This is a genomic window from Bradyrhizobium sp. (genome assembly GCF_027451485.1).
Classification (GTDB): domain Bacteria; phylum Pseudomonadota; class Alphaproteobacteria; order Rhizobiales; family Xanthobacteraceae; genus Bradyrhizobium.
This window is the reverse complement of the sequence record NZ_DAIDJE010000205.1, coordinates 1-22,253: the sequence shown is the minus strand read 5'-3', so window position 1 is coordinate 22,253 and position 22,253 is coordinate 1. Positions and strand designations below refer to the sequence as shown.

Sequence of the window (22,253 nt, the reverse complement as noted above, 5' to 3'; positions counted from 1 at the left end):
CTCTCCGAGGCAGAGGAAAAGCTAAGGGATAAATGAGACCTTTGTCTACGCGAACGCACCACCGATCATGCACATCGCCTTGTCGCAACATCTCAATAGGACAATCCCCGACCTCTGCCCTTCACGGCTTCGGGCTTCCCACACGTTGGTCCCCACATGTCCCGAATGCGCGGCGCCGGTTCACTAAGGCCATTCTGAATGGATAATGCTAGCTGGTGCCGCGCAATGGCATCGTTCTGCCGCCAGCGCGCGAGGATGGAAAACGAAGACGAACAATTCTGGCTCAAGGAAGCAGACTGCTGGGCGAGACGGCTATCAAACAAATTTGTTGATACGCCGAACGGGGCGGGTCATGCGCCGGCCAATGGTTACGTGGCGACTGATTTCGGCGACCTCAGTTCAATAGAGTAGCTGTTTCTGGTGGTCAGAATCAGCGAGTCAGCTTGAGCAGCGGAATGCTGTTTGGACCGGGCGGTGCCGGAATCTGTTCCAGGTAAGCATAGATATCAGCGGCATCGCTGTCGGAAAGAACTGCCGCCTCATAGGGCGGCATCTGGTTCACGGGATGACGGAGCTGGTTGAGGAAGGCGTCGAGCGGCAATTGCGTGCGCGAGACGCGCGGGCCGGTCATCGGTGCCCCCTGGCCGGCGAGGCCGTGGCACTCATAACAGCCGGTCTCGCGGTAGAGCGCTTTGCCGTGTTCGACGTTGCCGGCCGGACTTGAAGCTTGTTGAGCACCGGCAGGTGCGATCGCAGGAAAGACAATAGCGATCAAGACTGCGGTGAGGAGGCTCCGATGCTTCATGATCGCGTCCTCAGCGCGGCTGCGTGATGACGTCGATCAGCACCGGCTGACCGGTTTTGACGGCGGCGATGCCCTTGCGGAAGGCCTCGGCGAGGTCACTCGGATCCTCGATTGGTCCAATGCCGAGCGCGCCGTAGCCCGTCGCGATCTTGGCGTAATCGATGTTCGGATTATCGATGCTCGTGCCCAAGGCTGCGCTACGCACGCCGCGATTGTGCCGGTTCGCCATGCGCTGGATATGCATGGCCTCCTGATGATAAGCGCGGTTGTTCTGGATAATGGTCAGGTAGGGAATGCGGTGATGGGCGGCGGTCCACAGCGTATGCGGCGCCATGTTGAATTCGCCGTCACCTTCGACATTGATGACCACCCGTCCGCCGGCATCGCGATGTGCCAGCGCCGCGCCGAGCGCTGCCACCGGCTGATAGCCGACGCCGTAACCACCGGGCCCGCCGATGAAGCGATAGTGCTTGTCCAGTGGCCATAGCCGATGCGGCCATCGCGAGGAGAAGTCGCCGTCGGATACAAGCGCCCAGTCCTCCTTTTGCAATTGCCCCCACAACTCCATGTAGAGACGCGCCGTCGAGATCGGTCTGGCGTCCCAGGCAAAGGTTGCTTCGGTCCGCGCGCGGTCGATCGCGTCATGATAGGCTTGACGCAGCTTCTCGCCGCGCATTTCGCCGGCGTTCCTGCCGCTCGCGCTCATCTCTCGCTGCACCGCTTCGATCAGGAACGGCAGCGTGGTCTGCGCATCGGCCGCGATGTTGAGGTCCGCGCCGACATAGCGCTGGAAATCCTGATAATTGGAATGCACGAAAAGATCGTGCGTCGAGATGCTGATGACCTTCGCGTCTGCCTTGGTCCTCGGCATGTCGGTGCGCTCGATCTGATCGCGCATCGAATTGAGCTGGCCGAACAAATCGACCGGTTCGAGCGATAGGATGCAATCGGCCTGACCGATCAGCGTGCCGGCGCGTTCGGACTGGCAGAGATAGTGCGTGTTCGGCATGTTCATGCGCGAACGGTTGTCGATGACAGGCGCATGCAGGAGTTCGGCCAGTTCAACGAGATTGTCCATCGCCGCTTGCGAGCGCGCGTAGCGGTCGGCGATGATGACAGGATGGTCAGCAGCCACCATCATTTTGGCGGCTTCGCGCAGAGCGTTCGGATCTCCCGCAGCTTGGGAGGGCATCGTGAGCCGCGGGATCCTGAGCTTGCGCGCCTCGCGCTCTGCAAGCGGATCTTCCTGCAATTTGCTGTCGGCTACCAGGAACACCGGTCCGGACGGCTCAGCACAGGCGAGCGCATATCCTCTCACGGTGGATTCGGCGAAATGCTGTAGCGACTTTGGATAGTCATCCCACTTGACGAAGTCGCGCACGGTGGCAGCGCCGTCCTGCACGCTGTGGAACCATTCGACGCCCGGCCGCCGCTCGTTGAGCGGACCGGCGTTGCCGGTGAAGAGAATAATGGGAACGCGGTCGCAGTAGGCATTGTAGATGGCCATCGCGGCGTGCTGCGTGCCGACCGTGCCGTGCATGATCGCGGCCATCGGCTTGCCTGCGACTTTGGCATAGCCATGCGCCATGCCGACCGAGACTTCTTCGTGCAGACAGGTCAGCCATTCGGGATGCTTGTTGGCACCGTAATTGATGAAGCTTTCCTGCAGGCCGCGAAAGGTCGAGCCGGGGCAGGCGGCGATATAGTCGAGATTGAGCGTCTTGCAGACGTCGACCATGAAGTCGGAGCCCGTCTTTTCGGTCGTCAGCCGCTCGACCTCGGCCGGCTGCTCCCGTTCCCTGGACTGCATGGCCGCGCTGGGCAGTGCAGTGGTGCCGTTGGCGGGCCGGAAGGTTTGCGCAGAGGTGCCTTTCGGAATGGCTACGGTGGCCCCACCTGCCACAGCCGCCACTCCTTTCAGGAATCGGCGGCGATCCGATTTGCCCATAGGTGTTCTCCCGCTTTTTTGACGGGCCATCGACGGCGATGATGATCCGACGCTTGTTGTTGGCGCGAGAGCCTAACGCATCGAAAACCTTGAGGCGAGGCGTGGCCGTTCGCAGAACAGCGCCGGGCGGCCGCATTGGCCATCGTCGGAGGATCGGCTTACTTGGTCGCCGAGAAACGGCTCTCGAACGAGTTCGCCGATACGATCGGCTGTGCGCCGGCCACGAGGCTGCTCGCTTGTGGTGCAGCAGGCGTCGCCGCAGGGACCGGCGCGTCGGCCGCAGCCTCGGTTGTCCTTGGCTTTGATGATGACCTGGCCGAAGCCTGCTTGGTTTCCGCCTTTACAGTCCGGTGCCTGGCCTCGGCGAGCTTCGGCTTGGCAGGCGGCGCCGACGGTGGCGCCACGGCCGCGGTGGTGTCGGCAGAGGCGCTGCTCAGCCCCACCTTGCGAGCGAAACGGGAGAAGAAGCCCTCGGATTCGCTGGCCTGCGCCGCAGGAGCTGCCGCGGCCACCTGGGCCGACGACGCATCCGAAGACGCGAGCAACGGTTGCTGCGGCGAGGTCACCGGTCCACGCGGCGGATTGACGTGATCCAAGGGGATGGTGCCGGGAGCCCTTTCACGTTTCGCGAACAGCGACGGGCCCGAACCGGCGTCGGAAAGGCCGGTGCTGCCGTTGGGCAGCTCGGACGCAAACACCCGGTTCATGCCGCCATCGATGCCGGTGTTGAGCTGGGCAACGGGCGTGCCCTTGGCCACAAGCCTGTCGAATTCTGCCTGATCGGCGGCCTGTTTTTCGCGCACGGCCGCAGCGACGTCCTCCGGGATCACATAGGCGGGGCATTTGGAGGAGGCCTCGAACACCGGATCGCGCTTGGCATCCGGCGGCTTGACCGCGTCGAACACGTATTTCTTTTCGCAGAAATCGACTTTCGGCTCCTGCCGCGTGACTTCGAAATCGTCGTTGCCTTCCTTGATCATTTTCCAGAAGGCCATATGCGGGCTGTTGCGATGGCGGGCGAAATTGGCCGGCGTCATCCGAAACGGATAGGCTTGGAACTGGAACGCTTTCTGGCCGCCAAAGAAGGATTCGCGGCCCAGTGCATAGATCTCCGCAATCTGCTCGTCGGTCATCGCGTAGCAGCCGCGCGACGAGCAATCGCCATGGACCATCAGCTCGGAACCGGTGTGACCAAGTGCCCGGTCATAGGCATTCGGATAGCCGGTATTGAAGGAGAGATAATAGGCCGAGGTCGGGTTCATCTGCGCCGGTGTGATCGAATAGAAGCCTTCAGGCGCCTGGCGGTCGCCTTCGCGAACCTTCGGGCCCAGATCTCCGGACCAGCGGCAGATCGGGTATGTTTTCAGGAGTGCGAAGCGGCCAGTGCGGTCCTGCTTCCAGACTTCGAGCTCGGCCTCCTGCTTGAACAGCCGGATCAGGATCGGTGATTGTAGATCCATATTCTTGGCGTCCATCGCCGCGACGAGCTTGGGCGGCACGGGCTGGTTGGCCTTGGCATTGGTCGCAAGGGAGTTGAGCTCGTCCGTATTGCAGCCAGCCAGAAGCATGGCCGCAGACAGCGCAGCAGTCGTCATAAGCGCGCGAAGCGACGAGTGGCGAATCAATGCAAAGCTCCACACCCAACGGGCAAGTCTCGCACCCCAACCTCGCGTCGAGGCCCTGAAGCCATTGAATAAAATATTATCCTTAAAATCCCTGCCGTCGCAAGGCGACGCGCCCCGATGAGCTGTGCGCCGCTCCGGCATGGTGAACGGAGCTTAAACGGGATAGCCCGCGACAGATTTGCAGCCAAAATGGCAGAAATGCGGATGGATTGAGGCGAGCGGAACCCTGATCAGGGAAAGGCTTTGCGGCCGATGTCGAGGAATTTCTGCCGGCGCTGTCTGCGAATCGCATCAGCATCCATCTGCCTCAGTTCGTTCAGCGTCCCGGCAATGGCATCGCCCGTGACGGCAATCATGGCGGCGGGGTCGCGGTGCGCGCCGCCGACGGGCTCCTGGAGGATCTGGTCGATCACACCAAAGCGAAGCATGTCCTGTGCGGTGATCTTCATGCTGGTGGCGGCTTCCTGGGCCTTGGTCCCGTCGCGCCACAGGATCGAGGAGGCGGCCTCGGGCGAGATCACGCTGTAGATCGCGTGCTCGAACATCAGCACGCGGTTGGCTGTCGTAATGGCGATGGCGCCGCCCGACATTCCTTCACCCGTGACGATTGCAACATTCGGTACGCCCAGCGAAAGACAGGCGTCGGTCGAGCGCGCAATCGCTTCGGCCTGGCCGCGCTCCTCGGCGCCGATTCCGGGGTAGGCGCCGGCGGAATCGACGATCGAAAGCACCGGAATGCGGAAGCGGTCGGCCATTTCCATCAGCCGCACCGCCTTCCGATAGCCTTCGGGGCGCGCCATGCCGAAATTGTGCCGGATCCGGGATTCAGTGCTGGCACCTTTCTCCTGGCCGATTACGCAAATGCTCTCGCCGCGGAAACGGCCGAAGCCGCCGACCAGCGCTTCATCCTCGGCAAATTTGCGGTCGCCAGCGAGCGGCGTGAATTCGGTAATCAGCCCGCTGATGAAATCTGTGAAGTGCGGCCGCTGCGGATGGCGCGCCACAAGGGTCTTCTGCCACGGGGTCAGATTGGTATAGAGATCGGCCAGCGCCTGTGCCGCCTTTTCCTCGATCCGCGAGATTTCTTCGCCGATGTCGCTGCCCGAAGCCGCCAAAACCCGCAATTCGTCGATCTTGGAATCGAGCTCGGCGACGGGTTTTTCAAAATCGAGATAGCTGCGCATGTGATCCGGCATCAAATCAATATAAGGAGAAAGCCCCCCTGGAGCGAAGTTGCTCCACGGTTGCGCCGAGAAAGCACGCATCTTCAGATATTTAGCGTGCGCTCCAACGCCGAACGAGCCTCCCGTCGGCGAACCTTGCCTTCGGAAGATGAGCGGAAATGGCTCTTTCGGTGCAGAAGCGGCCGAAGTCAAGCATGAGCCGCAGAATTGGCAGCGAGCCCCTGCTGCAGAGACGACCGAGTCGTTACTTCTCGGCCAAGGGATGCAGGTCGCGCACCAGACTTTTCAACCGTTCTTCGACGACATGGGTATAAATCTGGGTGGTTGAAATATCGGTGTGGCCGAGCAGGGTCTGTACGATGCGAAGGTCGGCGCCGTTGTGCAACAAATGGCTGGCGAACGCATGGCGCAGCACGTGCGGCGAGACCAGCCGCGGCGCAAGGCCCGCGGAGGCGGCAAGTTCTTTCAAATCGCGGGCGAAATGCTGCCGCGTCAGATGACCGCTCTCGCCGAACGAGGGAAACAGCCATTTCGAGTTGCTGGCATTTTTTTGCTTCGGTGCCTTGAGCGCCTCCAGCGCCGCGAGATAGCCGGTCATCGCGCGCCGCGAAGTATCATTGAGCGGCACCAGCCGTTCCTTGTTCCCCTTGCCGCGCACCACGATCATACGCGCGCCGCTGCGCGCGGCCGATAGCGGCAACGACACCAGTTCGGAAACGCGCAAGCCGGTGGCATAGAGCACCTCGAGGAGGCAATAGAGCCGCAGGGCGCGGAACCGCTCCTGGGGTGAGGCCTCCGCCTGCTCGGTCAAAACCTTTGCCCGGGTGAGCAGGCGATCGACATCCGCGACCGAGAGCACCTTAGGCAGCCCGCGGCCGCGCTTGGGTCCGGACAAAATGGCGGCGGGATCGTCGCCGCGGACGCGCTCATTGAGCAGGAAACGGAACAGGTGCCGCATTGCCGACAGCCGCCGGGCCACGCTCGAGGATTTGAATCCACGCGCATCAAGATCGGCGAGATAGTCCCGCAGGACCTGCGTCTCGGCGACGACGAAGGTCTGGCCTTGCGCGGCAAGAAATCCGGAAAGGTCGGCCAGGTCGCGGCGATAGGCCTCCAGCGTGTTGTTGCCGGCGCCCTGCTCGGCCGCGAGCATATCGAGAAACAGGTCGATCAGTTTGGCATCAGAGGGCTTGGCACGCATCCGCGAACCCTACCTCGCAAATTCTTGCCCCTCTGTTGCTTACACCGGTCTGCCGCGCTTATTTCTTGAGGAACTTGTCCTGGTGCACATTGATCGTCATTTCGCGGGGGTTTGGATTGACGAAATTGGCCAGTGCGAAAATCGCGCCATAGACGATCCCCACGATGATTGCGACCACAGTTAGAAAGCGGAACAGGCTCGGCATTGCGCTAGGGTTTGGTTCGCTTCTTCACCTGGACAGGCGAATTAACTATTGGATTCATCGGGATTGGCCCGTTTCGACTACCACCACGTTCGAGATGTCGTTGCAAGGCTTTATGGCTTTTCCGGTCGGGCACTAGCAACGCGATCGGCGCCGGTAGTATGGTCGCCCGAAGAGCCACATGCCGCGATCGATCAGAGATAATGTCCGACGCCATCTCGCTAAATTCCCTCAGCACGTCTCAGGACGCCGAGATTTCGGCCGCCCTGGGCCAGCGCTCGATCGTACTGGTAGGTATGATGGGCGCCGGGAAATCCACGATCGGGCGCCGGCTGTCAGCCCGGCTTGGGCTGCCGTTTCTCGATGCTGACGCCGAAATCGAGGCGGCCGCCGGCATGTCGATTCCCGACATCTTTGAAACCCGCGGCGAGGCCGATTTTCGCGACGGCGAGGTGCGCGTCATCGCGCGGCTGCTTGAGGGCGGACCGGCAGTGATCGCCACGGGCGGCGGGGCCGTCATGCGGCAGGAGACCCGCGATCGCATTCGCGAGAAAGCGGTCTCGATCTGGCTGAAAGCCGATCCGGACATCATCATGCGCCGGGTGAGGCGCAGGTCCGACCGTCCGCTGCTGCAAACGGCCGACCCGGAGGCAACCGTCGAACGGCTGATCCGCGAACGCGAGCCGATCTACAGCCAGGCCGACCTGACTGTCTGGTCCCGTGACGTGCCGCACGAGAAAATCGTCGATGAATGCCTGGAGGCGCTGTACGGCAAGCTTTGTGGCGGTCCCGTCGAACAGAAGCAGGATAGCACCCCATGACGGCACCCCTGAAACATGGCGATCCGATCACGGTCGATGTCGAACTCGGCGACCGCGCCTATGAGATCGTGATCGGGCGCGACGTCCTGGCTTCGCTCGGCAAGCGCATCGCAGCCTTGCGGCCGGGAGCACGCACCGCTGTCATCACCGACCGCAACGTGGCCCAGCACTGGCTGGCAAGGACCGAGGCGTCGCTGGCGGAGGCTGGAATTGCTGCCTCTCATGTCATCGTCGAGGAAGGCGAGGGCTCCAAGAGCTATGCGGTGCTCGAGCGGGTGAGCGAGGCGCTGATTGCAGCCAAGATCGAACGCGCCGATCTCGTGGTTGCACTTGGCGGCGGCGTGGTTGGCGATCTCGCAGGCTTTGCGGCCGCGATCCTGCGCCGCGGTATCGAATTCGTGCAGGTGCCGACTTCGCTGCTGGCGCAGGTCGATTCCTCCGTGGGCGGCAAGACCGGCATCAACTCGCCGCAGGGAAAAAATCTGATCGGTGCGTTCCACCAGCCTATCCTCGTGGTCGCCGATACTGCGGTTCTCGACACCTTGTCGCCGCGCCAGTTCCGCGCGGGATATGCCGAAGTCGCCAAATACGGCCTGCTGGGCGATGAAGCCTTTTTCGCGTGGCTTGAAAAAAATCACGCCGATATTTTTGCCGGCGGTGCCGCGCGCGAGCATGCGATCGCAACCTCCTGCCGCGCCAAGGCCGCAATCGTCGCGCGCGACGAGCGCGAGAACGGCGAGCGCGCCCTGCTCAACCTTGGTCACACCTTCGGCCACGCGCTGGAGGCTGCGACCGGCTTTTCCGACCGGCTGTTCCACGGTGAGGGCGTCGCCGTCGGCATGGTACTGGCGGCAGAACTGTCGGCGCAACTCGGAATGATCGCCGAGCAGGATGCCGAGCGTGTCAGGCGGCATCTGGCCGATGTCGGGCTGCCCACCGCCGTGCAGGAAATCGCCGGGTTTGCCCAAGAAGGTCTTGCCGATGCGGACGCGCTGATGGCGCTGATGGCGCAGGACAAGAAGGTCAAGCGCGGAAGGCTCACCTTCATTCTGCTTCAAGGAATAGGCCGCGCCGTAATCGCTCCCGACGTTGAACCTTCATTGGTTCGAGATTTTCTTCAAGGCAAGTTAAAGCGCCGGTCCTGAGGCCGGCCAACCCGAATAGGCGCGCATGCATTGGGTCACGTTTTCAGTCGTGGTGGTTTGTCTTCTGGTGTCGGCATTCTTCGCCGCCAGCGAAACCGCGCTGACCGGCACTTCGCGCGGGAGCATGCTGCGGCTGTCGAAACAGGGCAATCAGGACGCCGACATCGTCTCAAATCTGTCGGAGCGTCGCGATCGATTGATCGGCACGCTTCTGCTTGGCAACAACATCGCAAATATCGGCGCTTCGGCGCTGGCGACGGGCATCTTCACCGCATGGTTCGGCGAAGTCGGCGTGCTCTATGCCACCGGCGTGATGACGGTCGTTGTGGTGATCTTTGCCGAAGTGTTGCCGAAGACGATCGCCATCAATGCCCCGGATCGGGTGGCGCTTGCAATAGCCCGACCGATGAAGCTGATGACAGTCCTGCTTGGGCCGCTGGTCAGCGTCGTCGAAGCTGTGGTGCGGCTGTTGTTGAAACTGTTTGGCGTTACCGCAAGCCACAATCAGCCGCTCCTCTCGCCATTCGAACGGCTGCGCGGCGCCGTCGATCTGCTGCATCACGAAGGCAAGGTCGAAAAGCTGGACCGCGACATGTTCGGTGGGCTTTTGGACCTGCGCGAGCTTCAGGTCTCGGACGTCATGGTTCATCGTACCGAAATGGTGATGATCAATGCCGACCTGGCGCCGGAAGATCTGGTGCGCGAGGTGCTGGCGACCGAATATACGCGCATCCCGCTATGGCGGGAAAAACCCGAAAACATCATCGGCGTGCTGCACGCCAAGGATCTGTTGCGCGCGATCCGCGCCTCCGAAGGCGAGACGTCGAAAATCGATGTCACCACCATCATGCTGCCGCCCTGGTTCGTGCCGGAAATGCGTCCTGTTTCGGAGCAGCTCAAAGCCTTCCGCCGCCGCAAGACTCATTTTGCGCTCGTTGTCGACGAATATGGCGAGGTCGAGGGCATGGTCACCCTGGAAGATATTCTGGAAGAAATCGTAGGCGACATTTCCGATGAGCACGATGTCGTGGTCGCGGGGGTCCGTGCGCAGCCGGACGGATCGGTGGTCGTCGATGGCTCGGTGCCGATCCGCGATCTCAACCGTGCGATGGATTGGCATCTGCCCGACGAAGAGGCCACCACCGTTGCGGGCCTGGTGATCCATGAAGCGCGTTCGATCCCCGAGCGCGGCCAGAGTTTCACCTTCCACGGCTTCCGATTTCGCGTACTGCGGCGCGAACGCAACCGCATTACGGCGCTACGCATCGTGGCGGTGCCGCGCGATTCCGAAGCGACAGAAAACGCCCCGCGGCGGGCCGGGAAGGCGTTTTAACCAAACCCTGATGGATCCTGGTTCGACAGCCCGGCCGGCTAGGCTCTCTCCCCAGGTGCTTGCGCGCTGATCGCCAGCGCGTGTACGCCGCCCCCCAGTTCCGCAGCCAGCGCTGAATTAATCATGCGGTGGCGTTGGATCCGGGTCTTTCCTTCGAAGGCGGCGGACACAATATACACTCTGAAATGTGTCTCGCCGCCCGGCCTGTGACCGGCATGGCCTTCATGAAGATGTGATTCATCGGACACGTCGAGGCTTTCGGGCGAGAAAGCTTCGCGCAACTTGTTTGTGATAGCAATTTTGGTGTTCATGATGGCGGCAAATACGTCCGCGATCGGTCTTCGTCAATGGCGGTCCGGAATTGAAGGGTTTCGCAATGTCAAGACTTGAAGCTATCAGCGTAGCGTAGTCAAAGACAGCATGCCGATTGATTCATCCAAATTCTTCGACTCGATTCGCATCAAGCCGACCAAGGTGAGCGCCAAGCGTCAGGCGCAGGCTGGCGTCGAAGCCGTGAATTGCGAATGGGCGGGTTGCCAGAACAAGGGTTCTCACCGTGCGCCGAAGGGCCGGGAGAATTCGCGCGAGTACTGGCATTTTTGTCTCGACCACGTCCGCGAGTACAACCAGTCCTACAACTTCTTCCAGGGCATGAATCCGGACGACGTTGCACGCTATCAAAAGGATGCTTTGACCGGCCATCGGCCGACATGGAAGATGGGCGCCAATGGAGCCAAGAAGGGCGATGCCGATTTCGAGGCTGCCGCCGATCCCTTCCATGTGTTCAGCGAACTCAACGGTCGTGGCCGCTGGCGGCCCGGTCCCGGTGCGCAGGCCAAGCCCGAGACGCGCAAGGTCATGAATGCGGAGCGGAAGGCGCTGCAGGTAATGGGCCTTTCCGGCGAGGCGACGCTGGACGATGTCAAGGCCAAGTACAAGGCGCTGGTGAAGCAGCATCATCCCGACGCCAATGGCGGCGATCGCTCGACCGAAGACCGCCTGATCGAGATCATCAAGGCTTACAATTATCTGAAGACAGTGGTCCGCGCGTAGCTTGAGCGCGTTCACGGCTTGCCCTGATCCGGCTGAAGCCCGGGATCCGCGGCGTCGCGCCTACGGCCCATCACCCGGCTCACAAGCCAGATGACGAGGGCGCCGATCATCACGGCCAGTATCCAGTAGTGCTTGGCGAGGCGGCCGTGAGGCGCAAGGCCGGCATAGCGGTGCACGGCGGAAACGGCGAGCACGCCCGGCAGAATGTGAGCCGGCGCCCAGAGCAATACAGCTGGAATGTTGACGGCGAAAAATGTCGGCGGCTTCATGCCGAGCGCCCCTGCGATGATCGGGACAAAGGCCCTGATCGGCGGGACAAAGCGGGCGAAGAAAACAGCAAGTGGCCCCCGACGACGGAAGAACGCCTCGCTCTGCGCCACGACGCGGGGGTAGGACGAAAGCGGCCAGCTGCTGATGATCTCTTGTTGCTGGCGATGTCCGAGCCAAAATGCCGATCCGTCGCCGAGCAGGGCGCCGGCGATGGCAGCAGCGAAAACCCATTGCAATTCCAGTTCGCCGCCAGGCACGAGGGCGCTCAGCGCGAAGATGATGGTGGATCCCGGAATGACGGAGCCGATGACGGGAACTGCTTCGAGGAGCGCGGCCAAGAATAACGTCAGATAGGCGAGAGCCAGGTGCGTCGAAACAAACGTAATCAGTGGATCGATCAGTGAGGCCACGAAAATCCTTGCGATGTGCCGGTCGCTCGGCGGCAGACCTATCATAAGTCGGGAAGGGGTCGGAAAGTGCCGCGCGCTCCGTGATCCGCGGCGACGTTGCCCGGAGAAAAAGTTGGCCGAATTCGCAGGGCAGCCTTCCAAAAACTCCGACCAATGACTATCTACATGAAAATCCAACGGAACTTTGATTGCGGCATGGGCTTCTTCCCACCGCTGCTCTCTGGTAGGTTGCGTCGAGTTATCAATCCGCAGCCACGCCCTAAATCTGGTTTCGGGAACGCTCCTGAGACCTCGGAGGACTAATGACGACCGCCGCCATGACCACAGCCCAGGAGCCCGCCGGCATGCCCGACATGAAGGTGTCGGTGCGGCAGGTATTCGGCATCGACAGTGACCTTGAAGTGCCGGCTTATTCCCAAGTCGATCCGCATGTGCCGGATGTTGACGCGGATTACCGCTTCGACCGGGCGACCACGCTCGCGATTCTCGCCGGCTTTGCCAAGAACCGCCGCGTCATGGTCACCGGCTATCACGGCACCGGCAAATCGACCCACATCGAGCAGGTCGCGGCGCGGCTGAACTGGCCATGCGTGCGCGTCAACCTCGACAGCCATATCAGCCGCATCGACTTGGTCGGAAAGGATGCCATCGTCGTCAAGGACGGCAAGCAGGTCACCGAGTTCAAGGACGGCATCCTGCCCTGGGCCTTGCAGAATAACGTCGCGCTTGTGTTCGACGAATACGACGCCGGTCGCCCGGACGTGATGTTCGTGATCCAGCGCGTGCTGGAAGTGTCCGGCCGCCTGACCCTGCTTGACCAGAACAAGGTCATCAAGCCGCATCCGGCATTCCGTCTGTTCGCCACCGCCAACACGGTTGGTCTCGGCGACACCTCGGGGCTCTATCACGGTACCCAGCAGATCAACCAGGGCCAGATGGACCGCTGGTCGATCGTCACCACGCTCAACTATCTCGCCCATGACGAGGAAGTGGAAATCGTGCTGGCAAAGGCCCACCACTACCGCACCCAGGAAGGCCGCGACATCGTCAACAAGATGGTGCGGCTTGCCGACCTCACCCGCAACGCCTTCGCCAATGGCGATCTGTCGACGGTGATGAGCCCGCGCACCGTGATCACCTGGGCCGAGAATGCGGATATTTTCGGTGACATCGGCTTTGCTTTCCGCGTCACCTTCCTCAACAAGTGTGACGAACTGGAGCGTCCGCTGGTGGCCGAATTCTATCAGCGCTGCTTCAACGCGGAGCTCCCCGAATCGGCAGTGAATGTGGCGATGTCGTAGGGCGATGCCGCCCGGTTAGATGGGCTAGATGACCACAACCAACAGCAAGTTTCGCACCGGCTCGAAGGAAGCGCCGACGGAGCCGTTCAAGCGTTCGGTGACGGCGTGCCTGCGCGCGATCGCGAAGAAGCCCGAGCTTGAAGTGTCGTTTGCGGCCGAACGGCCGGGTCTGTCGCCCGGCAAGGCGCGGCTGCCGGAACCGCCGCGCAAGATGTCGAGGCGTGATGCCGCCATCGTGCGCGGACATGCCGATTCCATCGCGCTGAAGCTCGCGTGTCACGATCCCAAGGTGCACCGCAGGCTGATGCCCGGAAATCCGCAGGCGCGCGGGGTGTTCGAGGCCGTCGAACAGGCGCGCGTCGAGGCGCTCGGCTCCCGGCGGATGGCCGGCGTTGCGAAAAACCTCGCTGCGATGCTCGATGATCATTTCCATCGCGGCAAGTTCGATGAGATCACCGACCGCGCCGATGCTCCTCTGGCCGATGCGCTGGCGATGCTGGTGCGCGAGCGGCTGACAGGGCTCGCGCCGCCGGCGGCCGCGCGCAAGATGGTCGATCTCTGGCGGCCGATCCTGGAAGACAAGATCGGTGCACGGCTGGACCGGCTCGATCGCTATGCTGACGACCAGTTGAAATTCGGCGACGCGGTGCACGATCTGCTGACGGCTCTTGAACTCGGCGACGACCGTAACGCGGAGGCCGAAGAGGACGAGAATCAGGACGACAGCCGCGACGGCGAGAACGACCAGTCCGGTGCGGAAGGGGCGCCGGAATCCGACGCCGCGCAGGAGATGAGCGCCGATCAGGCACAGGCCACCACCGAAGAGATGTCGGACAGCGCGATGGAAAGCGCGCAGGCCTCGGCATCCGACACGTTCGACGACGGCGAGCTTGGCGAAGACGAAACCCCGGGCGAAGCCACCCGGCCGAACGCGCACGGCAAGAATGAGCCTCGTGGGCCTGAATACCACGCGTTTGCGCCGAAATTCGACGAGATCGTCGCGGCGGAAGATCTCTGCGACCATGATGAGCTCGAACGGCTGCGCAGTTATCTCGACAAGCAGCTGGCCCATTTGCAGGGCATCGTCGCGCGGCTCGCCAACCGTCTGCAGCGACGCTTGATGGCGCAGCAGAACCGCGCCTGGGAATTCGATCTCGAAGAAGGCATCCTCGACCCCGCCCGCCTGCCGCGTGTCGTGACTGATCCGTATCATCCGCTTTCCTTCAAGCACGAAAAGGAAGCGACCTTCCGCGATACGGTGGTCACGCTGTTGCTGGACAATTCCGGCTCCATGCGCGGTCGCCCGATCACGGTGGCCGCGACCTGCGCGGATATTCTGGCGCGGACGCTCGAGCGTTGCGGCGTCAAGGTGGAGATCCTCGGCTTCACCACCCGTGCGTGGAAAGGCGGGCAGTCTCGCGAGGCCTGGCTTGCCGCCGGCAAACCGGCCAATCCCGGCCGCCTCAACGATCTCCGGCATATCATCTACAAGGCGGCGGACGCGCCGTGGCGGCGGGCTCGCAAGAACCTCGGCCTGATGATGCGCGAGGGATTGCTGAAGGAGAATATCGACGGCGAGGCGCTCGATTGGGCGCACAAGCGCCTGCTCGGCCGGCCCGAGCAGCGCAAGATCCTGATGATGATTTCCGACGGCGCGCCGGTCGATGATTCCACCCTGTCGGTCAATCCCGGCAATTACCTCGAGCGGCACCTGCGCCATATCATCGAGGAAATCGAGACCCGATCGCCGGTCGAACTGATCGCGATCGGCATCGGCCACGACGTGACGCGGTATTACCGGCGCGCGGTCACGATCGTCGATGCCGAAGAACTCGGCGGCGCGATCACCGAGAAGCTCGCCGAACTGTTCAGCGAGACACAGGGGGCGGCGCCTGCCGCCGCCACGCCTCGTCGTCGGCTTCATTAACAATCGTCGCGGGATGGCCCTGCGCGACAAAGCCGGCCCCGACTTCGGCGGCTCACGTCGCGACTTCCTGACAATGGCGGCTGGCCTGTCGGCCATGGCCGCTGCAGGCTTCGCCAAAGCCCAATTCATCGCGCCCCCGGCATCGTCCGGCGCGGCGGAGGCCGCATCCGATGGCCCGGTATCGATCGAGGTCAAAGCTGAGCCGATTCTCTGGTTCGATCGCCGCGACCGGGCTCGCGTGCGCTTCGGTTCGCTGGAATATCGGAGCGGGCTGATCCTGACCTCGTCTTTTCCGCGCTTCGGCGGATTGTCTGGGTGGCGGGCCGACCCGAAAGGCGAGCGCTTCATTTCGTTCAGCGATCACGGCCAATGGTTCACCGGACGCATCGTGTACGAAGGCCGCGCGATGACTGGGCTGGCCGACGTCGAATCGGCGCCAATGCTCGGCGCGGACGGCAGGCCGATCACAGCGCGCGGCTGGTTCGATTCGGAATCGATCGCGCTCGACGGCTCGCTGGTGTATATCGGCCTCGAGCGCGTCAACAAGGTGCTGCGATTCGATTTCAGCAAGGGTTTTACCCGGTCGCGCGGGGAAGTGGTGGCGCTGCCTCCCGCCGCCAGCAAGCTTCCCACCAACCAGGGATTAGAGGCCCTGGTATTCGTGCCGGAGGGCCGGCCACTGGCGGGAACGCTGATTGCGATGTCCGAGCGCGGCCTCGATAAGAACGGCAATCTCATTGCGTTTCTGGTCGGAGGCCCGTCGCCGGGACAATTCAGCGTCCGCCGCACCAACGACTTCGATATCAGCGATGCCGTCTTGCTGCGATCAGGCGATCTCTTGATCCTGGAGCGCAAGTTTTCCTGGGCGACGGGGGTCGGCATTCGTATCAGGCGCATTCCGCTGAAGTCGGTCGTGCCGGGTGCGGTGGTCGACGGTCCCTCGATTTTCGAGGCCGATCTCGCCGACGAGGTCGACAATATGGAAGGCATCGACGCCCACCTCACTCCGGAGGGCGAGACCGTGCTGACCATGGTGTCGGATGACAATTTCTCGATCGTCCAGCGAACGCTGCTCTTGCAGTTTACGCTGCTTGCGTGATGCCCTTGTGAGGTTGCATACCGGTATGGATTCGATAAGGGCGGGAGTGGGGGATGCGTAGGTTCGTACGTTGGGCGATGATCGCAGGCAGCCTGCTCCTGACAGGCACGGCCCGAGCCGACGACTGGCCATCGCATGTGATCAAGGCGACGATTCCGTTCGGCGCCGGAAGCGCGGCCGATGTCGTGCCGCGTGTGGTATTCGATCGGCTCGCGGGAGAACTCGGGCAGGCGATCGTCGTGGAGAACCGTCCTGGCGCCGGCGGCACGATCGGCACCGCCGCCGTGGTGAAGGCGGATGCGGATGGCTACAACATCCTGTCGCAATCGTCGGCCCTGTCGATCGCGCCCGCGATCTATCCCCATTTGCCGTTCGATATCACCAAGGACCTGTCGTCGGTGCTCATGATCGGCGTCAGCGCCAATGTGATGATCGTGCCCGTCTCGCGTCCATGGAAGACCGTGCAGGACTTCATCGCCGATGCCAGGTCGAGAAAGCCCGGAGCGATATCCTTCGGCTCGGCTGGCGTGGGCAGCGCGACCCATATCAGCGCTGAGAAATTCCGTCTCGCGGCGGGAATCGAAACCACCCATGTGCCCTATCGCGGCGGCGCGGAGGCGCTCGCCGATATTCTCGGCGGCCGAATCGATTTCTACTTTTGTCCGCTCGCGACCGCGCTTCCTTTGATCAGGGAGGGGCGGGTTCGCGCACTTGTGATCTCGACGGGAAAACGCGCGACCGATCTGCCTGACGTCCCGACGCCGGCCGAGGCAGGCCTGAAGAATGCGGAAAGCGTCTTCTGGCTGGGCGTTTTCATGCCGGCAAAGACGCCGCGCAATATTGTCGAGAAATTTCACGATGCCGGAACCAGACTGCTGGCGGAACCTGCGATGCAGGAAAGCCTGGTCAAACTGGGGGTCGAGCCGCTCCCGATGCAGCCTGCGGAGATGGACGCGTTCGTGGCGCGCGAAATTGCCGGGAATATCAACCTCATCAGGGCAGCCGGGATCACGCCTTAGACCGTTGCGTTTTCAGGCGGCCTGTTCCACGCATTCGACATTCGACCTTAGTCACAGGCGTGAATTATAGATCGCCGTGAACCACCCAAGCTCAACGCGGGATACGGTTTCATGAGTGCCCTGTTTTCCCCGATCTGTCTGCGCGACCTCGCGCTGCCGAACCGCATCATGGTGGCGCCGATGTGCCAGTACTCGGCCGACGACGGCCGGGCGAACGACTGGCATTTCACCCACATGAACACGCTTGCGCTGTCGGGCGCGGCGATGTTCTGCATGGAGGCGACCCACGTCGAATCGAGCGGCCGCATCACGCCGGGCTGCCTCGGTCTGTGGAACGACGCCACCGAGGCGGCGCTGCGTCCGGTGCTCGCCTCCATTCGCAGACATTCGACGATTGCGATCGCGATTCAATTGGCCCATGCCGGCCGCAAGGGATCGAGCCACAAGCCCTGGGACGGCGGGCAGCAAATTCCGCTTGAAGAGCGCGGATGGCAGACGGTCGGACCGTCCGACGTTCCGCACAAGGACGGCGAGCAGAAGCCGCTCGCGCTCGATGCCGTCGGCCTCAAGCGTATCCGCGATGCCTTTGTCGAGGCGGCGCGGCGCGCGAACCGTCTCGGCATCGACGCGATCGAGCTGCATTGCGCGCACGGCTATCTCCTGCACCAGTTCCTGTCGCCGATCTCCAACCGCCGCTCGGACAAGTATGGCGGCTCGCTGCAAAACCGCATGCGCTATCCGCTTGAGGTGTTCGATGCGGTGCGGGCCGTGTTTCCGTCGAAAAAGCCGGTCGGGATCAAGGTCTCCGCGGCCGACTGGGTGGAAGGCGGCTGGGATCTTGCGCAGACCATCGAATTCGCCAAGGAATTGCACAGGCGCGGCGTCGACTGGATCGACGTCTCCTCCGGCGGCATCTCGCCGCAGCAGAAGATTCCACTCGCGCCCGGCTATCAACTGCCATTCGCGCAGGCGATCAGGGAAGCGACCGGCGTGACCACGATGGCGGTCGGCCTGATCACCGAAGCGCGCCAGGCCGAGGACATCGTCGCCTCCGGCAAGGCCGACATGGTCGCGCTCGCCCGCGGCATGCTCTACGATCCGCGCTGGGCCTGGCACGCCGCTGCCGAACTCGGCGGCGAAGTCCAGGCGCCGCCGCAATACTGGCGATCGCAGCCCGCCTCGCAGAAGGCGCTGTTCGGCGCGACCAGATTCGGCGCCAGATAGGGCCGTGCAGGGCCTTCGGCTGCCGGTGCAACTCATCTTTTCCCGGTTTCCGCGAGCGCGCGCAGCGCCGCGATATAGCCATATGGCCCGAGCCCGCAGATCACGCCCGTTGCGGCATGGGAAATCTTCGAGTGTTGATGAAGTTCGTCGCGGGCGTGAATATTGGAAATGTGCACCTCGATCACCGGCCCCTCGAAGGCCTTGATCGCGTCGACCATGGCGATCGATGTGAAGGAATAGCCGGCCGGGTTGATGATGATGGCGTCGGCGTCCTGCCGCGCGGATTGGATGAGGTCGACCAGTTCGCCTTCGTGGTTGGACTGGTGAAAGGTAACGGCGAGGGTGAGCGCGGCCGCCTCGCGCTCGCAACTTTGCCGGATCTCATCGAGCGTGGTGGTGCCGTAAATGTGCGGCTCGCGCACGCCTAGCAGATTGAGGTTGGGACCGTTGAGGATCATTACCCGTTTCATGGCGTGCCGCTCTCACTCTGTTGCATTCACATTCCGAAAACCGCGACTGCCCGGATTGGCGAAGCGGTGCCGCCTCGCCATTTCATCGGCAGCCCGATGAAGGTGAAGGGCCCGGCGCCAAGCAGGCTCTCGAGGTTGCACAGGCTTTCGATGTGGGTGATGCCGAGATCGAAGCAGGCCTTGTGAACGAGAAGATTCTCCCGGCCCTCGGGCCCGGGGCGCATCGAATCGATGCCGAAATGCACCACGCCCTTTTGCGCCAGCCATTCGGTCGCCTTCACGTTGACGCCGGAATTTTCCGTCGCATATTCCTTGCGCGGAAAAGTGCGCTCGTGATGGCCGGTGCAGAGCAGCACCGTGCCGCCTTTCGGAACGGGGTGGCCGGATTTTTCGGCTGCCGCCTGAAGGTCGGCAGGTGTGATCTCGGCGCGGGGGGCGATGTGGCGCAGGTCGATGCAGATGCCCGGCACGATGCATTTTTCCAGCGGATATTGGTCGATACCCTCACCGCGCTTGTCGAAATGCAGCGGTGCATCGATATGGGTGCCGCCATGGTCGGGCATGGCAAAATACATCGAGGCGAGCCCGTGCACATTGCCGCCGTCGGCAAAGGATTCCTCATGCGTCTTCCACATGCCGTGAATGATGGCGGAATGGCCGGGATAGTTCGGCGTGCGATGATAGAGTTCGCGGCTGAGGTCGACGATCTTCACGAAGGAATCCTTTCATCAAAGCTGTGTGTCGTCCCTGCGTTCGCAGTGACGATGTTTGCTTCATCGCATGTTTTTGTCATGAGATCACACCGGCTTGATGCCGGCCTTGGCGATGATGTCGTGCCAGCGCGGCACTTCGCTCTTGACGTACTTTCGCAGCCCTTCCGGGCCGCTGGTTGCGACCTCATAGCCATTGTCGCGCAGCTTGGCGATCACGGCGGGCTTCTTCAGCACATCGATCGATTTCGCAGCCAAGGTTGCGACGATGGCGGCTGGCGTCCTGGCTGGCGCCAGGAAGAACTGGGCTGTCTCGGCGACGAAATCCTTGTAGCCGAGCTCGACCATGGTCGGCACGTTGGGCAGGTCGACCCAGCGATGCGCACCGGTCAGCGCGAGCGCCGTGAGTTCCCCGGACTCGACGAAGGGCAACGCTGCGGGCAAAGCCGTGACAGCCATCTGGGTGGTGCCGGCAAGCAGGGCCTGGATCGCTGGCGCCGCGCCGGAAAACGGCACATGCGTGATCTGGACGTGCCCCACGATCTTGAGCAGTTCGGCGGATAGATGCGGCGTGGTGCCGGCGCCGGGGCTTGCGTAGTTGAGTTCGTCGGGCTTGGCCTTGGCGCGCGCGAACAGTTCGGCAATCGAATTGATGCCGAGCTTCGGCGACACCACGATCATGTTGGGGGTGGTGCCAAGTTCGGTGATCGGCTCGAAATCCTTGAACGGGTCGTAGGGAACTTTGGCAAAGAGGCTCGGATTGACGACGTAGGCGCTGGAGACGACGAGCAGCGTGTAACCATCGGCTTCCGCGTGCGCCACGTATCCGATGCCGATATTGCCGCTCGCCCCGGGCCGATTTTCGACGATGACGTTGCCGCCAAGCGCCTCGCCGAGGCTGTCCCCGAGGATCCGCGCCATGATGTCGGTCGGACCCGCCGGTGCAAACGGCACGACGATCCTGACGGGCCGCTCCGGATAACCGGCCGCCAAAGCCTGCTTCGGCGTGAAAATCGGCGCCGCTGCTGCGCCCGCCACAACGCCTGCAGTTTTGAGAAATTGCCGGCGTGAGGGCAGGGGGCCGTTGTAGTCGCTCATCGCTTTCTCCCTGGGCTTTTTTTCTATTTCAGCACATGCACCGGTCTCATGAAAGCCGGGCCGAGGCATGACCGGCTTGCCGGTGTCGGTCCTGCCTGGCGCGGCGAATTTGAAAACCTGTGTTTGCCAGTGCTCCTTTGATTCCGAGGTTCGCATCAGAAGTCGCCGCAATAGCTTGCGAACTTCGGAATCGGAGCGCTGGCGGCTTCCGCAATAACGGCATCAGCTGTGGCGCGACCCGTCGTTCCCGCGAGGCAAAATTGCCTCCAGGCCCTTGCAAATCTCCCCTCTGAAATCAGAGGGCGCAGGGAATGCCGGGCGCTTGACGCACCCGCAGGTAAACGGGCCTGGAGCCTTCCAAGTGGCCGCTACGGCGCTATTTTGATGGCGCGTCGCGGGGCGGGCTTGGAAGGCGGTCGTCCTCGTGATGGTGAACTGAGTCGAAGCTGGCCGCCCTCGCCATACCTCGCTGTCCGGCCAGTGGGTGGCGCGTGAGCTCGGCTCCTGCGGCAGACCCACAAGCGGACTAAGGCGCTGCGCTCGCTAAAGGCTCCGCGCCTCGGCTCGTTTCAAATGTGCAAGATGGCAGCCGCCAGACTCTCGTGAAGCTGGATAAGAGCCGGGGGCAACGTCATTGCGAGGCCGACGGAGCCGAATTTCGCGCGATGGACAAGAGGCTGGACTGGATGGGACTGCGGCTTGAGCGCCTCTGCGGATTCATTGTTGTTAAGCTCCACTACTCGGAGACTTTCGACCCAAAGGAAGTCGTGCTCGGAGCGGGCGGGGACTTAGGTATCGACGCAATCGGCATCCTTGTAATTGCATTCTCGTCACTGAGAAGGATCAGCTGGAGGATCTACTGGATAGCAATCCAGACTACTTGGATGTCACATTTATCTTCGTGCAGGCCGATCGAGTTCTAATTTTGAGGCCGCTAAGCTTGGAAGCTTTGGCTATGGAGTAGGCGAGTGTTTTGACCCCAACACCAAAGAACCCCGCGATATCTGTCGAGGTGATGCGGGCAATCTACGCGAGAAGCAGCAAGTTCACTCGACGAGATTATAGCTAGGAGTCCCGAATTGATTTTCGGCAAATCGCCGGAAGAGCTCAGCCGCAGAATGTGATTGTCCGAAGTTTATAAAAGAATTTTGAGAAATAATCTGCCGGTTTCATAAAGCCAATTTGAGATATTCAAACATTTGAATAGAAACTAACTGTCTCTTTATATTATCAAAATCATATTATGGTTTTTTGTCGCCTTAACAAATCGTGTTGCGTTCAGGTGACAACATTTCACGGCGAGGTGATGCAGGATGATTCACGTAGGAGTCCTCGTTCGAGGCTCCGTACCTTTAGCAGTCCGCGGCATATTTCCTTTTGCCGCGCCTATTTTGGGGGATCTACGTGA

Annotated in this window: 20 protein-coding genes; 9 read left to right on the top strand and 11 right to left on the bottom strand. The window is 62.0% G+C overall.

All coding sequences use genetic code 11. The features are described 5' to 3' along the window. Positions 1 to 430: 430 nt before the first annotated feature. The 6 genes from NEZ08_RS23770 to NEZ08_RS23745 form a co-directional block, all read right to left on the bottom strand. Positions 431 to 805, bottom strand: coding sequence for a cytochrome c (locus NEZ08_RS23770; protein WP_298112580.1), 375 nt, complete (start codon positions 803 to 805; stop codon positions 431 to 433). Positions 806 to 815: 10 nt separating this feature from the next. Beyond that, positions 816 to 2,753, bottom strand: coding sequence for a thiamine pyrophosphate-dependent enzyme (locus NEZ08_RS23765; protein ID WP_298112577.1), 1,938 nt, complete (start codon positions 2,751 to 2,753; stop codon positions 816 to 818). A gap of 158 nt (positions 2,754 to 2,911) precedes the next feature. Further along, a complete protein-coding gene (locus NEZ08_RS23760; protein ID WP_298112574.1) occupies positions 2,912 to 4,378 on the bottom strand; it encodes a murein L,D-transpeptidase family protein in 1,467 nt (488 codons plus the stop codon). Between the two features lie 230 nt (positions 4,379 to 4,608). Then, the gene (locus tag NEZ08_RS23755) at positions 4,609 to 5,574 is read right to left on the bottom strand and encodes an acetyl-CoA carboxylase carboxyltransferase subunit alpha (RefSeq protein WP_298112572.1); all 966 of its coding nucleotides are present in this window, start codon (positions 5,572 to 5,574) and stop codon (positions 4,609 to 4,611) included. Between the two features lie 232 nt (positions 5,575 to 5,806). Continuing rightward, positions 5,807 to 6,763 carry a site-specific tyrosine recombinase XerD gene (xerD, locus tag NEZ08_RS23750; protein ID WP_298112568.1) on the bottom strand — a complete coding sequence of 319 codons (957 nt, stop codon included), beginning with the start codon at positions 6,761 to 6,763 and terminating at the stop codon, positions 5,807 to 5,809. 58 nt (positions 6,764 to 6,821) lie between these two features. Then, positions 6,822 to 6,968, bottom strand: coding sequence for a histidine kinase (locus tag NEZ08_RS23745; protein ID WP_298112565.1), 147 nt, complete (start codon positions 6,966 to 6,968; stop codon positions 6,822 to 6,824). Positions 6,969 to 7,168: 200 nt separating this feature from the next. Between NEZ08_RS23745 and NEZ08_RS23740 the strand changes: the two genes are divergently transcribed. Genes NEZ08_RS23740 through NEZ08_RS23730 form a run of 3 tightly spaced genes read left to right on the top strand, consistent with a single transcriptional unit; the run spans position 7,169 to position 10,264 of the window. Then, positions 7,169 to 7,786 (top strand): shikimate kinase, encoded by a 618-nt coding sequence (locus NEZ08_RS23740; RefSeq protein WP_298112563.1) that lies wholly within the window; start codon positions 7,169 to 7,171, stop codon positions 7,784 to 7,786. Beyond that, entirely contained in the window at positions 7,783 to 8,931 is a 1,149-nt protein-coding gene (gene aroB / locus NEZ08_RS23735) for a 3-dehydroquinate synthase (RefSeq protein ID WP_298112560.1), read from the top strand. The genes NEZ08_RS23740 and aroB overlap by 4 nt, the downstream gene beginning before the upstream one ends. A gap of 25 nt (positions 8,932 to 8,956) precedes the next feature. Next, positions 8,957 to 10,264, top strand: a complete 1,308-nt coding sequence (locus NEZ08_RS23730) for an HlyC/CorC family transporter (RefSeq protein ID WP_298112557.1) — start codon at positions 8,957 to 8,959, stop codon at positions 10,262 to 10,264. A gap of 38 nt (positions 10,265 to 10,302) precedes the next feature. Here the strand turns inward: NEZ08_RS23730 and NEZ08_RS23725 are convergent, their stop codons facing one another. Continuing rightward, complete coding sequence (locus NEZ08_RS23725; protein WP_298112555.1) at positions 10,303 to 10,575, bottom strand: BolA family transcriptional regulator; 273 nt, start codon at positions 10,573 to 10,575, stop codon at positions 10,303 to 10,305. A gap of 109 nt (positions 10,576 to 10,684) precedes the next feature. Between NEZ08_RS23725 and NEZ08_RS23720 the strand changes: the two genes are divergently transcribed. After that, positions 10,685 to 11,317 carry a DnaJ domain-containing protein gene (locus NEZ08_RS23720; protein ID WP_298112553.1) on the top strand — a complete coding sequence of 211 codons (633 nt, stop codon included), beginning with the start codon at positions 10,685 to 10,687 and terminating at the stop codon, positions 11,315 to 11,317. Between the two features lie 11 nt (positions 11,318 to 11,328). Here NEZ08_RS23720 and NEZ08_RS23715 read toward each other — a convergent pair whose 3' ends face one another. Continuing rightward, positions 11,329 to 11,997 (bottom strand): DedA family protein, encoded by a 669-nt coding sequence (locus NEZ08_RS23715; protein ID WP_298112550.1) that lies wholly within the window; start codon positions 11,995 to 11,997, stop codon positions 11,329 to 11,331. A gap of 302 nt (positions 11,998 to 12,299) precedes the next feature. Here NEZ08_RS23715 and cobS point away from each other — a divergent pair, with 302 nt between their 5' ends. From cobS to NEZ08_RS23690, 5 genes are all read left to right on the top strand, one after another. Further along, positions 12,300 to 13,298: a cobaltochelatase subunit CobS gene (gene cobS / locus NEZ08_RS23710; protein ID WP_298112548.1), complete on the top strand. Its 999-nt coding sequence runs from the start codon at positions 12,300 to 12,302 to the stop codon at positions 13,296 to 13,298. A 28-nt stretch (positions 13,299 to 13,326) separates the two neighbouring features. After that, complete coding sequence (gene cobT, locus NEZ08_RS23705) at positions 13,327 to 15,225, top strand: cobaltochelatase subunit CobT (RefSeq protein WP_298112545.1); 1,899 nt, start codon at positions 13,327 to 13,329, stop codon at positions 15,223 to 15,225. 13 nt (positions 15,226 to 15,238) lie between these two features. Further along, entirely contained in the window at positions 15,239 to 16,324 is a 1,086-nt protein-coding gene (locus NEZ08_RS23700; protein WP_298112543.1) for an esterase-like activity of phytase family protein, read from the top strand. A 53-nt stretch (positions 16,325 to 16,377) separates the two neighbouring features. Next, positions 16,378 to 17,343, top strand: a complete 966-nt coding sequence (locus NEZ08_RS23695) for a tripartite tricarboxylate transporter substrate binding protein (RefSeq protein ID WP_298112541.1) — start codon at positions 16,378 to 16,380, stop codon at positions 17,341 to 17,343. Positions 17,344 to 17,454: 111 nt separating this feature from the next. Then, positions 17,455 to 18,567 carry an NADH:flavin oxidoreductase/NADH oxidase gene (locus NEZ08_RS23690; RefSeq protein WP_298112540.1) on the top strand — a complete coding sequence of 371 codons (1,113 nt, stop codon included), beginning with the start codon at positions 17,455 to 17,457 and terminating at the stop codon, positions 18,565 to 18,567. Positions 18,568 to 18,599: 32 nt separating this feature from the next. Here NEZ08_RS23690 and aroQ read toward each other — a convergent pair whose 3' ends face one another. From aroQ to NEZ08_RS23675, 3 genes are all read right to left on the bottom strand, one after another. Next, entirely contained in the window at positions 18,600 to 19,037 is a 438-nt protein-coding gene (aroQ, locus tag NEZ08_RS23685; protein WP_298112538.1) for a type II 3-dehydroquinate dehydratase, read from the bottom strand. A 26-nt stretch (positions 19,038 to 19,063) separates the two neighbouring features. After that, a complete protein-coding gene (locus tag NEZ08_RS23680; protein ID WP_298112536.1) occupies positions 19,064 to 19,750 on the bottom strand; it encodes a cyclase family protein in 687 nt (228 codons plus the stop codon). A gap of 84 nt (positions 19,751 to 19,834) precedes the next feature. Further along, the gene (locus tag NEZ08_RS23675) at positions 19,835 to 20,845 is read right to left on the bottom strand and encodes a tripartite tricarboxylate transporter substrate binding protein (protein WP_298112534.1); all 1,011 of its coding nucleotides are present in this window, start codon (positions 20,843 to 20,845) and stop codon (positions 19,835 to 19,837) included. Positions 20,846 to 22,253 lie beyond the last annotated feature (1,408 nt).